Origin of the sequence: Corynebacterium silvaticum (genome assembly GCF_004382825.2) — a bacterium.
Classification (GTDB): Bacteria; Actinomycetota; Actinomycetes; order Mycobacteriales; family Mycobacteriaceae; genus Corynebacterium; species Corynebacterium silvaticum.
The window spans coordinates 281446-294962 of the sequence record NZ_SDQO02000003.1 but is presented as its reverse complement, the minus strand read 5'-3'; the positions used below and the strand labels follow the sequence as shown (position 1 = coordinate 294962).

General features: G+C 54.7%; 8 protein-coding genes, 1 tRNA gene and 2 pseudogenes. 7 read left to right on the top strand and 4 right to left on the bottom strand.

Annotation, left to right across the window (positions count from 1 at the left end; genetic code table 11):
- Position 1: 1 nt before the first annotated feature.
- Entirely contained in the window at positions 2 to 1393 is a 1392-nt protein-coding gene (locus tag ET810_RS09430) for an NAD-dependent succinate-semialdehyde dehydrogenase (RefSeq protein ID WP_087454663.1), read from the top strand.
- Between the two features lie 374 nt (positions 1394 to 1767).
- Here ET810_RS09430 and ET810_RS09425 read toward each other — a convergent pair.
- Positions 1768 to 1841 (bottom strand) — tRNA-Gly (locus tag ET810_RS09425).
- An 86-nt stretch (positions 1842 to 1927) separates the two neighbouring features.
- Between ET810_RS09425 and dcd the strand changes: the two genes are divergently transcribed.
- From dcd to ET810_RS09400, 5 genes and pseudogenes are all read left to right on the top strand, one after another.
- Complete coding sequence (dcd, locus tag ET810_RS09420) at positions 1928 to 2494, top strand: dCTP deaminase (RefSeq protein ID WP_013912502.1); 567 nt, start codon at positions 1928 to 1930, stop codon at positions 2492 to 2494.
- A gap of 4 nt (positions 2495 to 2498) precedes the next feature.
- Positions 2499 to 3793 (top strand): annotated as a pseudogene (locus ET810_RS09415) (UDP-glucose dehydrogenase family protein).
- A gap of 31 nt (positions 3794 to 3824) precedes the next feature.
- The gene (locus tag ET810_RS09410; protein WP_087454662.1) at positions 3825 to 4010 is read left to right on the top strand and encodes a hypothetical protein; all 186 of its coding nucleotides are present in this window, start codon (positions 3825 to 3827) and stop codon (positions 4008 to 4010) included.
- Between the two features lie 9 nt (positions 4011 to 4019).
- Positions 4020 to 4685: a DUF998 domain-containing protein gene (locus ET810_RS09405; RefSeq protein WP_087454661.1), complete on the top strand. Its 666-nt coding sequence runs from the start codon at positions 4020 to 4022 to the stop codon at positions 4683 to 4685.
- A 22-nt stretch (positions 4686 to 4707) separates the two neighbouring features.
- Entirely contained in the window at positions 4708 to 5319 is a 612-nt protein-coding gene (locus ET810_RS09400) for an alpha/beta fold hydrolase (RefSeq protein ID WP_014836872.1), read from the top strand.
- Here ET810_RS09400 and lysX read toward each other — a convergent pair.
- The 3 genes from lysX to ET810_RS09385 are packed head-to-tail and all read right to left on the bottom strand — an operon-like array spanning position 5282 to position 11389.
- Positions 5282 to 8521 carry a bifunctional lysylphosphatidylglycerol synthetase/lysine--tRNA ligase LysX gene (gene lysX, locus ET810_RS09395; RefSeq protein WP_087454660.1) on the bottom strand — a complete coding sequence of 1080 codons (3240 nt, stop codon included), beginning with the start codon at positions 8519 to 8521 and terminating at the stop codon, positions 5282 to 5284. The genes ET810_RS09400 and lysX overlap by 38 nt on opposite strands.
- Before the next feature lie 49 nt (positions 8522 to 8570).
- Entirely contained in the window at positions 8571 to 10073 is a 1503-nt protein-coding gene (locus ET810_RS09390; RefSeq protein ID WP_087454659.1) for a YibE/F family protein, read from the bottom strand.
- Positions 10074 to 10102: 29 nt separating this feature from the next.
- Positions 10103 to 11389: a pyridoxal phosphate-dependent aminotransferase gene (locus ET810_RS09385; RefSeq protein WP_087454658.1), complete on the bottom strand. Its 1287-nt coding sequence runs from the start codon at positions 11387 to 11389 to the stop codon at positions 10103 to 10105.
- Positions 11390 to 12176: 787 nt separating this feature from the next.
- Between ET810_RS09385 and ET810_RS09380 the strand changes: the two are divergent.
- Positions 12177 to 13356: pseudogene (locus ET810_RS09380) on the top strand (DMT family transporter).
- Positions 13357 to 13517: the final 161 nt, after the last annotated feature.

The following is a 13517-nucleotide window of genomic DNA, read 5'->3' as shown; positions in this document are numbered from 1 at the left end:
CATGGCTTATAAGACCACAAATCCCTACACCGGTGAAGTGCTTAAAGAGTTCCCTACGGCTACCCCAGAGGAAATTCAACACGGCATTGCTTGTGCGGATGAAACTTTTAAAGAGTGGAGTCTCAAGCCTGTCTCGGAGCGGGTGCCGGTGTTGGCCAAAGCCGCAGAGATTCTGGAATCCAAGAAGCGCGAGTATGCGGAAATCCTGACATTGGAAATGGGCAAGCTCCTTGCCGAAGCCGAGGCAGAAGTAGACATCTGCATAAGCATGCTGCGCTATTACGTGGAGAACGGTGAATCGCAGCTAGCCCCGCGCTATCTGCCCGCACAGGGGTTTGGTGCGCAAGACGTGCAGGTGGTGAACGAGCCTTTGGGTGTTCTGTATGCTGTGGAACCCTGGAATTTCCCTTACTACCAGGTCATTCGCATTGGTGCGCCGCAGTTCACCGCGGGTAACACCATCATCCTCAAGCACGCATCTAACGTGCCCCAGTCGGCGTTGAAGATGGTTGAGCTGTTCCGTGAGGCAGGCGCTCCCGAAGGGCTTTTGGTAAACGTATTTGCAGGTCACGACGCTACAGAGACGATCATTTCTGACCCCCGCGTCCGTGGAGTAGCGCTCACTGGCTCAGAAGCTGCAGGAGCAGCGGTTTCCGCTATCGCCGCGAAGCACGTGAAAAAGTCCACTCTAGAGCTAGGCGGTGCGGATGCGTTCATCGTGCTCAACGATGCCCAGCTGGACAAAGCTGTCGAATGGGCTGTCTTTGGTCGGCACTGGAATGCTGGGCAGGTGTGCTGCTCCTCTAAGCGCATCATCGTTGAAGAGGGGCTTTACGACGCCTTCCTCAACCAGTACAAATCCAAAGTTGCGGAACTAAAAGCCGGCGACCCTATGGATCCAGAGACTCAGCTGGCACCTCTATCTTCCCAGCAGGAAGCCGACGACCTTGGAAAGCTAGTGGAAAAGGCGCGCAGCGAAGGTGCAACAGTGGAAGAACTAGGCGTAGCAATACCCGAGCATGGTTCGTTCTTCCCCCCGATGATCCTCACCGATATCCCCCTCGAATCCGACACTGCGCATGCTGAATTCTTTGGACCAGTGTCACAGATCTATCGCGCTCGGGATGTGGATCACGCTGTTGAGATCGCCAATTCTTCCCCCTTTGGTCTTGGCGGATCTGTGTTCACGGAGGATAAAGATAAAGCTCAGGCGGTTGCGCGTCGCCTAGATACCGGCATGGTTTACATCAACCAACCCACTGGAGTGAAAGCAGACATCCCCTTTGGCGGAACCAAACGCTCCGGCTTTGGACGTGAGCTCACCGACTTAGGTTTGCACGAATTTGTGAATCAGAAAGTGGTGGTGGTCACCGATATTGATGGCGATTTTTAAAATGTAAGGCTTTAGTGGTTGTATTAAACTAGAAATGTCGTAAGAGGCTTATTGAGGGAGCTTCTTACGGCATTTTTTGTGCGCAGAATGGAAAGCGGCGTTCGCAGCCGATGGCTTCCGTGTGTTTATTGTCGTTTGAGAACGCTAGCGGATGTGTGCTGTGTAAAAGCCCAAGTGAGGTTTTCTAGCGTTCTCAAAAACGACAAAACCTTGAGGATCTTAAACCCGAACCTGCATTTCCATAGACAAAGCGGCCCTTTGTTGTCTGATTCGGGACTTTTGTCCATGGAAATGCAGGCTTTAGTGGGGGGATGATTGCTAGTAGATACAAAAAGAGTCGGAGCGTGGTGTATACCATGCTCCGGCTCAAAAAATGGAGCCGATGACGGGAATCGAACCCGCGTATTCAGCTTGGGAAGCTGATGTTCTACCATTGAACTACATCGGCAATGCTGCTTAAGCAACGAGAGTTAGTTTAGCACGAATAGTCGGGGGTGTTACCAAAAGGGGCGTCGAAGCACGTAGACTAGTGCCGTGCTTTATTCAGACCACGATATTCGAGCCACAATTGACGCTGGTGAGCTCAGCATTGAGCCTTTTGACCCAGAGTTGATCCAACCATCGTCCATTGACGTCCGCATGGACCGTTTCTTCCGGGTCTTTAACAATTCCAAGTACACCCACATTGATCCAATGTTGCAGCAGGACGAGTTGACTAGTCTGGTGGAAGTGCCGGAGGGGGAGCCGTTTGTTCTGCATCCTGGGGAATTTGTCCTGGGTGCGACTTTGGAAAAGTTCACGCTTCCTGCTCATATCGCGGGTCGTTTGGAGGGGAAGTCATCGCTGGGGCGCCTAGGTCTGTTGACGCACTCGACTGCGGGATTCATTGATCCGGGATTCTCGGGACACATCACATTGGAGCTGTCCAATGTGGCTAATCTTCCTATCACCCTGTGGCCGGGGATGAAGGTGGGCCAGCTGGCGCTGTTTAAGATGACTTCTCCAGCAGAAATGCCTTATGGCACGGGTGCTTTGGGATCTAAGTACCAGGGGCAGCGTGGTCCTACTCCCTCGAAGGCGTATTTGAACTTCCGTAATTAGTCAGATGCAGCTTTCCGTCATCGGGACGGGTTATCTTGGTGCGACTCATGCTGCCTGTATGGCCGAACTGGGACATGAGGTCGTAGGGGTTGATATCGATGCGGCAAAAGTGGCCGCGTTGTGTGCCGGAAACCCGCCCTTTTTTGAGCCAGGCCTCGCCGAGCTATTGGCTCGCCATAACGGACGAGGCCTGGATTTTACGACCGATATTTCCCAAGCCGCTCAGAGCGCGAGCGTGCATTTTATTACGGTGGGAACGCCTGGCTCGCTGGCGTCGGCAAGCATTGATACGGGGTTTGTTGAGTCGGTGCTGCGGTCTTTGGTGCCGCTACTGCGTGGAACTCACCTCATTGTGGGGAAATCGACAGTGCCGGTGGGCACGGCCGCACGACTGGAGCGGCTGTGCACGCAGCTGAGCCGCCCGGATGCTGATGTGGAACTCGCGTGGAATCCCGAGTTTCTGCGGGAGGGCCACGCGGTTGGGGATACGCTGCGGCCGGATCGTATCGTGCTGGGATGTTGCCCTGAGGGGCGGGCTGTTGCGATTCTGCGGGACGTGTATGCGGAGGCGCTCCTTTGATCGTCACGGATTTTGCGTCGGCGGAGCTGTCCAAGTTGGCGGCTAATGCTTTTTTGGCTACCAAGGTGAGTTTTATTAACGCGATCGCAGAGGTGTGTGAGGCGCAGGGCGGGGACGTGGTTGCGGTTGCGCAGACAATGGGCTGTGATGCCCGTATTGGCGCGGAATTTTTGGGTTCTGGCCTTGGGTTTGGTGGCGGTTGTCTGCCCAAGGACATAAGGGGATTTGCTGCCACGGCAAGCGACATCGGTGCTGCGGGGGCGGCGGAGTTGCTGTGGGGTGTGGAGAAACTCAATCGGCAGTTGCCCGACTCCTATGCTGATGCGCTTAATCGTATGGTTGGGGGTCTGCGTGATGCTCGGGTGGCGTTTTTGGGCTGTGCTTTCAAACCGGGGTCGGATGACGTGAGGGAGTCGCCGGCGGTGACTTTGGTTCAGCAACTTGCTCGTAAAGGCGCGCGGGTGTGCGTCTATGATCCGCAGGCGATGACTACCGCCCGCAGCGTGGCACCAGAACTCGACTACGTGGAATCTGTTGCGCAGGCGCTTATCGACGCCGATGCGATCGTCCTAGCCACAGAATGGCCGGAGTTTGTCTCCCTGGATCCGTGCTTTGCCGAGGGGCTGGTTCGGAAGAAGAATATCCTTGACGCCAGGAATGTTCTGGATAGGCAGCGTTGGTCTGGCTGGTCGCTGTACCAACGGGGTCGGAGGATCTAGGCTCACTAGGTGCACGTGAAGGAGGTGCATCATGGCGAAACCCGATAGACGGAGGTGGAAGATGAGTCCAGAGAGGCTGGAACAACATCTGCAGTTGAAAAACCGGGCGCGAACAATCCCTGACAAGCGTAAAGAGAAAAACAAGAAGGCCTGCCGCCGTGATGGATGGCAGGCCTTCGGGCGTACCAGGGGGCGTGCTGAAGCGCAAGTGCGTTAGAATCGCTCAATGCGCATGGTGAACCTCGGAAAGATAATGTTGGCTCTCGGTGGGTTGGCATACGCCTCTTTTATCACGGAAGCTATCTATGGTTATCCGCTGAATCCCAAGTACGCATACCTTTCAGAATATGCAGCAGCAGATAGCCCACTGCGCTGGCTTTTTGCTGGTAGCGATGTGCTTTCCGCCCTGCTTATCACCGCGGGTGTGCTTTGTTTTATTTCTGTCGGCGCACTGCGCGATCGGTGGACGTGGCATCAGAAAGTGATCCTGGGGAGTCTGCTTGTAGCCAGCGCGGCAACGATCTTGGATGTTTTGTTTCCGCTTCCTTGTGCGGAGTCGCTTCCAACCTGTCCCGTGCAGTCGCATCTTAACGCCCATGTTTTTGCCTCAAGCTTGGCGGTTTCGGGACACGGGGCAATCGGCATAGCGGCAATCATTTTCGTATGGAGGGAACTTTCCTCTCCTAGGAAGTGGGCCCTTATCCCTGCGGTCGCCGGGGTTGGTTTTATAGCCTCAACTGCGGCTTTGCTTTTTGCGACAGCAATCCAGGCGCCTACGGGATACGAGCAACGAGGCCAAGCAATTTTTGCCTGCATACTCATTGTCACATCTTCGATTATTCTGCTTAAGCATGTGGATCGTTCTGCCAGGGTGGGCATGCCCAACAGATAATTACGAAGAGCTCGTTTCGGGGTTGGATGCCAAAATCCTTGATAGCTGGGAGAAACCGTTGAGCTCTTCCATCGCTGATCTGCGCGAGCATTTACAGCCCGGCGAAAAGATCAACATCTTTGGACACTCCGTCGGCGGTCTGGTCGCCATGGAGTGGGCGTGGCTGTATCCCAAGGAAGTCGATCGGCTAGTCCTTGCCGATCCCTCCGAGCCTGTGCACGTACGCAGAAGGCTGGTCCCAGAATGGCTCAAGGAAGGAACGAGTGCCGCGTTGGGCGAACTTTTCCCCCTGGGACATAAACTCACCCAAGTGGCGAGCGGTGAGTCCAATGGCAGATTCTCGGAGTTGTATCGTCGCTTTGGTGGGAAGGATAACGCCCGTTTTCTCTTTGATGAATTCCTCAAAGTGGAGGCCCGGCAGCGTCGTTTAGCTACCGCTTTTGAAGGGAAAAACCCTGCACCGATGGCAAAAACCACGCTGCTAGTTGGCGCGGGCCTGGGTTGGCAGCGTGGCTTTTTGGAGTCGCAACGAAAGCTAGGGGAACAGCTCCGCGCAGAAACTGTGTTCCTACGCGGCGAGAATCATATGTTCCCGGTTAACAGCCCCGAGCTGATCCGTCCGTATCTGGTTTAACAAAGGGAAACGAGAGCACCTCACGGATGTTTTGGCCGGTGAGGAACATGACTAGGCGGTCGATTCCGATTCCGAGTCCGCCTGTGGGCGGCATGCCAAACTGCAGCGCTTTGAGGAAGTTCTCGTCTAGCTCCATGGCTTCGGCATCGCCACCGGCGGCGCGCAGGGACTGGTCGGAAAGTCGAGCGTGCTGCTCCAGCGGATCTGCGAGTTCTGTGTAGGCGGTGCCTAGCTCCATGCCGCAGGCAACAAGGTCCCAACGCTGGGCGATACGCGGCTGATCTGGATCTGCCATCGTGAGCGGGGAGGTTTCCACTGGGAAGCCCGCGTAGAAGGTGGGGAAGACGGTGTTTGGTTCGATGAGTTCGTCGTAAAGCTCGTTGACTAGATCGCCCACGGTGGCGGCGGTGATGTCGTATTTCTCAGCGATGTCCGCGTACTCGGAGACGTCTGCGTCCGGGGAAATATGCTTGCCGACGGCCTCGGACACCGCATCATAAACAGGTACGACGGGCCAGGATCCGCTCAGGTCAAGAACCTGACCGTCCGCTGTAGTCACCTCTGGTTTTCCATAAACGGCGATTGCTGCGGAACGAATGAGATCTTCCGTGAGAATCCGCATGGTGTCCCAGTTTCCATACGACTGGTAGGCCTCCAGCGAGGTGAACTCGGGATTGTGGGTGGCATCCACGCCCTCGTTGCGGAAGTTTCGCCCTATCTCAAAGACACGCGGGATACCGCCGACCACGAGGCGCTTGAGATACAGCTCGGGCGCGATCCTAAGCGTGAGGTTTTGGTCGTATGCGCGGATATGAGTCCTGAAGGGGCGGGCGTTTGCACCACCGTGGATCGTCTGCAGAATGGGGGTTTCGGCTTCCATGTAGCCCTGTTCCTGCAGAACAGAACGCACTGCGCTCACGGCCTTGGAACGAGCCATGAAAATGTCCGTGGCTTTTTGATTAAGCGCAAAATCCATGTGGCGGAACTTTGCCCGCAAGTGAGGATTGCTGAGCGGGACGCGCGGCATAGGGGTAAGAGACTTAGCCGCCATGGCCCAGGAGGAAACGATCAGGGAGCGCGTTCCATTGCGAGAAGCACCCAGCTGACCTGTCGCGGAAATCAGATCACCACGGCTGACCAACCGCTTAAACAAGCGCATCGTCTGCTCTGTGCCGCGCTCGATCACCAGCTGGAGCTTTGTGTGCTCCTCAACCAGATCTGCAAAGACGACCCCGCCGTGGTCGCGGATGAACGCGACCCTACCGGTGATAGAGACCTGGGCCTCCGAACCACCTGATGCAAGCAGCTCCTTGATAGACGTAGTCCGAGGAACCGCTGGTGGATAGGGGTGCATGTTGAGGGCTGTAAGCTCCTCCAGCTTTGTCTTGCGCATGCGCTCCTGAGTAGACAGTGCTGGTGGCTCGATGGCGGGCATGAGGGCAGCGGCTTCAAGAGCGACGATTTCTTCGGGGTCTCCCACGGGAGATCCATATTCCTTCATCCACGGCAGGAATCCCTCGCCGCTAGCAAAAGCAATGAGGACGCGGGCAGTGTGGAAGCCATTATCGATGCATAGGAAACGCGATTGCCACTGCGGGTGGTACTTGACGTTGGACTGGTAGAGCGATTGGATCTGCCACCAGCGTGAGGAAAGCAGAAGCAGCTTGAGCAGCAGTCGTTCCCTCAAAGAGGCCGCCACGTAAGCACCACGATCGAGTGCTTCGCGGAAGGTAACAAAGTTCAGTGAGAACTTAGACACTCCAAGACTGCCGGCCTCTTGCGCAAGGCCAACCACCATGAACTCGGTAACGCCGCCGATTGCGTCAGGATTGCGACGCATAACGTCAAGGGAGAGGCCCCGGCGACCCCATGGTACGAAGGACAGCAATCCCATGACGTTGTCGTCAGCGTCGTGAGCGGTTACCAGGACGGTGCGTGAGTCGCGGGGGTCGCCGATGCGGCCAGACGCCATCGTGAACCCGCGTTCGTCTCCGCGTCGCCAATCCTCAGCGAGCTGAGACAGGCGTTGCAATTCTTCAGCGGGGATCTGTGCTTGACGCTGTACCCGGACGGTGTAGCCCGCCTTACGCGGTCCCGCTATCTCTTTACGCACCTCTGGCATGTTCTTGAGATGGAAGTTATCGGCGTCCACCACTGCCTCATCGCCAAGTGCGATAACGTTCATACCTGCGGCTGCATAAGCTTTTGCTCCAGCCTCCGAAACAGAGGCGGCACCCATAACCCAGCCGTTCTTGCGGCTATGTTCGCGCCATTTAGCCACCGCCGCAGGCCAGGATTCGGGGTCGCCGATGGGATCTCCAGCGGCAAGGCATACGCCGTCGATAACGCGGAAGGACACAGCAGCTTTTTCATCCGGGGATGTGATCAAGCTGCGGTCGTAGCGAGTGGAGAAATATGCCAGGGAGTCTGGCGATGGAGGATTGAGTAGCAACTTACGCGCAAGGAGCTGCTCCTCAGCAGTCGCAGCGTCGTGCTTGCGTGAGCCAAAGAGAATAGCGATGGCAGCAAAGAGCGCCATGGAGGACAGAATGCCGCCGATAACGCGAATAAAGTGCGGGCTGTGCAGTTCGGTTGGGAAAGGAGTCTCTGAAGGGCTCAGGCCGATTGCAGTAAAGAACGACCACGCCGCAGACACACCGCTGTTTTGGTGCTCCTGCAGTACCAGGACACCCCACATCACGGCGAACGAGATCATAAGGCCGACGATGAGCGTGCTCAGAGCGCGTACCCAGGAACCTGAGACGCGGGCGGGGAAGTCCTTGAGTGCCCGGTATCCGCAAATAAGATAGAACAGAGAAAACAGCGTGGAAACGGCGAAGAGAAGAATCATGTACTTGGGATTATCGCCGGTGAAGTCGGGGTCGTTGAAGAACCCGAAGGCGAAAAACAGGAGACCAGAAATGAGATCTGGTACCTGGAATCCCAAGAGATAAAACAGTAGTGCTCCTCGGTGCCCACGCAGCATTCCCGACGTAAGCAGCACCATCAAAATAGTGATGAATAGCGTAGGGAAGCTGGGGAGTCCGATTAAGGAAAAACCAAAACCAATATCGTCAACGAGGTTAAAATTTGCGTGTTTTACTATCAGTCCAATGAGCAGCCAGATGGTGGCTAACTGCGTTGTAAAGAGGATTACTCGGGTTTCCCAGCGTTTCTGCATGCAATCGATAATATGCAACATAGAGCAGAATGCCCACCCAGCGTGGGGGAGAATACGAATACTATTGAATCTACTGTTGAGCCGCCCGTTTCTCAGGAACAGTGAGCGCCGCTATCGCGGTAGTTAAAGGCACAGCGAGTGTCAATGTGAGGGCGCCAATTCCGGAGCGCAACAGCTCTGTGGCCATGATGTCGCTGGTTAAGGTCTGCAGGAACGGTCGATGAGCCGCAAACAACAGGAGCAACAACGGCAAGGATGCACCTGTATAGGACAAGACCAAGGTGTAGACCATAGACGAGATATGATCGCGTCCCACCTTCATCGCTCCCAAGAAGAGCCGCCACCAGGAAGCATCACGATCAAGCTCTGCTAGTTCGTTGACAGTGGAAGACTGCGCGATGGTCACGTCATTGAGAACGCCTAGCGCACCGATGATAAAGCCGCACAGCATCAAACCGGTGACAGACACATCCGGCAAGTACAACAGAATCTGTAGGTTGCCTTCATCCCCTAGACCGCGGAGCTGGTTATTGTCTATCGCCACATTGGCCAACACTGCTGCAAGCAGTAGCGCAAGGAGAGTCCCGCCTAAGGCAGACGCAGACTTCCAGTTAAACCCGTGGACCAGGAACACAACGAGGAACAAAATAACAGCACCGCTGAATATGGCTATTCCGGTGGGGGACGTGCCCAAAAGCAGTGCAGGGAGCGTGAATATAGTCACCACCACCATGGTGATAACTAAACCGATCAGAGAGCGCAGCCCACGCAATGCCGCAAAAAGAATGATCGCGCCTGCGATAAGGACGCCCCAGAGCGTTAGCGGAAGCGCACGCTGATAGTCGCTGAAAGAGTAATGGACGGAACCATCCTTGGATTGGGCTTGGAGTAAACGAATCTGGTCGCCAGAAGCCAGCGTTGCTTCACCCGGTTGCCCCGAATTGACAATGAGAGTGCGCTTGCCGGCGTCATCGCCCTCAGTTATTTCAACGATATACCAGGTACAGGAGGTATCCGAGCCGGGGATAATACGCGGTGACGTAGTAAATACTGTGCCGGATTCTGGGGCCGTGCAACTTCCTTTTGACTCCGCAACCACTTCACCGTTTACTTGGCTCTGCCCAATGCTGAACGTCTTGTAAAACTCAGGAGCGATAGTGGGCTCACCGTTAGGCCAGAGCTTGGCCACTCCAATCGCAGTAGCGATTGCCCAGGCGATAAGGAAGATAAGAAGGAGGCGCCGCCACAATTCGATGCGCGAGGTCTCTGCATACAGAGCCGCTACCTTAGTTATCTTGCTGATATAGCTGTTGCCGGAACGATTATCTGTGAGGGAATGACTACGCGATGGGGGCCGCTTACCTGCCTGGGGTCGGTTTCCAGTCGAGGGTCGGGCTCCTGACTGAGGACGTTTGCGTGACTGCGGACGCTCGCCGTTGTGGGAAGGGATGCTTGCCTGTGAACGACGACGTGGCGCAGGCTGAGCACTGCGAGCGCTGTGGCCGCCCTGTCGAGCGATTTGGCGCTGCGGTGGCGTGCGCTGCGAACGTGATGAGTTCGTTCCTCGGGCCATGCTATGTCTTCCCACTGTCGCTAATCCCTTTACTGCTTATAACTAGAGAGGAAGTTGCCTAAACGATCCATCGCTACGGCAAGGTCAGCTGCCCAGGGGAGTGTGACCACGCGGAAATGGTCGGGCTTGGGCCAATTGAAGCCCGTGCCTTGAACCATGAGGATCTTTTCCGCGCGAAGCAGGTCGAGCATGAGCTGCGCGTCATCGTGGATGTCGTAATATTCCAGATCAATTTTAGGGAACGCATAGAGTGCACCCATGGGTTTGACGCAGCTGACGCCTGGTATCTGATTGAGCTTCTCCCACGCGACGTTGCGCTGCTCCAATAAACGACCGCCTTCAGAGGTGAGATCGTAGATAGACTGTCGTCCGCCCAGCGCCACCTGAATTGCATGCTGCGCCGGAACGTTGGAACACAGACGGGTCCCCGAGAGCAGATCGATTCCCTCGATAAAACCACGCGCATAATGCTTGGGTCCTGTGATGACCATCCAGCCGACGCGGTATCCTGCGACGCGATAGGCCTTGGACAAGCCGTTATACGTGATGCACAGTAAGTCGGGAGCGAGCGCAGCGATGCTGATGTGGACGGCACCGTCATAAAGGATGCGATCGTAGATCTCATCGGCCAGAATCAGCAGGTCGTGCTCTCTAGCTACCTGGACGATATTTCGGAGGACTTCGGGGGAGTAGACAGCGCCCGTGGGGTTATTGGGGTTGATCACCACGATGGCTTTAGTCTTGTCGGTGATCTTTGAACGAATATCTTCGATGGAAGGGTTCCAATCGTCGTCTTCGTCGCAAAGATAATGCACTGGCGTGCCGCCAGATAGTGAGGTCGCGGCAGTCCACAGCGGGTAATCCGGCATAGGGATGAGGACCTCGTCGCCGTTATCCAGCAAAGCCTGCATGGTCATCATGATGAGCTCAGAGACACCATTGCCCAGATAGACATCGTCCACGTCGAATGCTGGGAAGCCTGGGATGACCTCGTAGCGCGTAACGATGGCGCGCCGGGCAGGAATGATGCCTTTCGACGTGGAGTAGCCTTGCGACGTCGAAAGCGCCGCGATCATGTCGCGCATGATGACATCGGGGGCTTCAAAACCAAAGATTGCTGGATTGCCCGTGTTGAGCTTCAAGATGGTGTGCCCATCGAGTTCCATTTTTTCGGCTAACGCAGTCACCGGCCCACGAATTTCATACAGAACGTTTTTGAGCTTGTCCGACTGATCAAAGGTGCGGCGCTTACGTCGCAGCGGGTTACCTACGGAGCTCAGAAGTGCTGATTCGGGAGCGGTGTCTTTTTTAGTCACCCGCCCAATGTTGCCACTTTTTTGAGGCAATTAACAGGCCATTGGTGAGGTGCAGGTAAGTCCTAGAAATTAAGGACAAAACAAGGAGTAGTGCTGGGGCAGTTCAAACGCAGAATATAGTGTGTCTGCGAATCACATATTTCGCGGAGACATGGCCCGGGGATTGGTTGTGCGAGGTTTGGGAACAAAGTGAGCGGTCGCGCCGTTAAACCCACAATGCCGTTGTTCGCCGGTACTCCAGACGATGAGTGGTCGCATTGTCTCTTTAAAATCTTATGGATAATTACGGGAAACATAGGGGCGTTATGTGCCCTGTTTACGGGATTTTCTTTGAAAAGTGGTCAAGAACACTAACCTAAATCGTTTAAATTTTGTGCGATAGGTAACAGTGAAAAAACCTGATTTCTCGTCCCTGCCAGGAAATATTAGAAAAAATAGTGAATCAACCGTTTGATGGATAAAAAGCTAGATGAAATTTTTATCAAATGGAACACGTGTTTGAACTTTCTAAAAATGCATGTAGCAGGTCTGATTTGGGCTCGGGTCGGGGCTAATGGTTGCTTTTTCCCTGATTTTAGTCCGATTCAGGTTGGTACGGGGGCGTTCTTGCACCCCGCCCCATTTATAGTGACTTGCTTCACAATCCGTTTTTTCTGTTATCTACGCAATACCCCCTGAAAGGGGCGATTTGCGGGGTTATTTTTATGTGAAAAAATTCATTTCCGCAGTTAAAGGGCGTTGCGCTAGTTGCATGACGGGGGTGTTTTCTGAGATCTAATTTAGATTAGTGCGAACTGTGAATTTATCGGTAGCATCCGAAAACGTGAATGCGACCAAATCACTAAATCAGGCCCTGCCGGTCAAAAAAGTTGGACACGGCAAAGCAGTCCTGATTATTGCCCTGGGCACCGCGTGCCTAGCCTTTACCCCGATCTGGGTCAAGGCTTCGAACATGGATCCGGCAACTCAGGCATTCCTACGCGTTTTGATTGGCTTCCTCGTTCTGTTGCCGATCGGCCTGTGGGAAATCAAAAACAAGCAAGCCCTTCCTAAGAAGGGCGTGGCGATGTCTATCGCCGCTGGTTTGTTCCTCGGTGTTGACTTCACCGCTTGGAACTACTCCATCTTCTACGTTGGCGCCGGTATCGCTGCGATTCTTCTGAACCTTCAGGTTATCGTTGTGCCGATGCTTACCGCGATCTTTGACAAGTACAAGATTCCGCCGGTATTCCTCATTCTCGTTCCCATCATGTTCGTGGGCGTTTTGCTCACCGGTGGTGTTCTTGAGTCTGCAGAAGCTACGGGTCCTGCCACCATCTATGGCATCAAGACCTCCACTCTGGGCACCATGCTCGGCCTTACCTCCGGTATCTGCTACTCCTTCTACCTTTACTTCTCTCGTAAAGCAGGACCACGGCTCCTCGTAAGGACCTCTACGTCCAGCCAATGATGTACACCATGGCAGCACAGATGGTTGCTCCGTTCACCTGGGCACACATCGGCTCCCCACGTGGCGGCCTGGACTTCACCCACGGCGTTTTGATCGACGGACAGCTCCCAATGGTTGATCCTGAGAACACTGTTGGCGATCCGCTCACCATGATGAACTGGGTCTCCCTGATCTCCCTTGCAATCTTGGGCCAGGCTATCGCATGGACCTTCGTTCAGTGGGGCACCGTTTGGCTAGACCCGACCCTGTCTGCAGGTATCCTCCTGCTCTCCCCAGTGAGCTCCGTTGTTATTGCATGGCCTCTATTCGGTGAGATCCCATCCATCCTCCAGTTCGTCGGTATCCTGATGATTCTGGGAACAGTGATGTATCAGAATGGGCTGTTTGACAAGTTCTTTGGGAATAAGAAGAAAACAGCGGCGCCAGGGGACAACATAGAAGAGCAACTCGTAAGAGAAGGGTTAGCCCCAGGACGCAGTCCTGATGAGGCAAACCCCTGCCAGATGATCGTCCCTAATTAAAAACCCTCGAGCCGGCACATGAGGTTGCCTCACGTGCCGGCTTCCCTTGAGATAAGGGTGTTTTCACGCGAGCGTGCAGCACCCGAAAAGAAGAAGTTCCAGTATCACTGTAAGGTAAAGGAACTTTTCATAATCCAACTTTCCTATGGAGGATTCT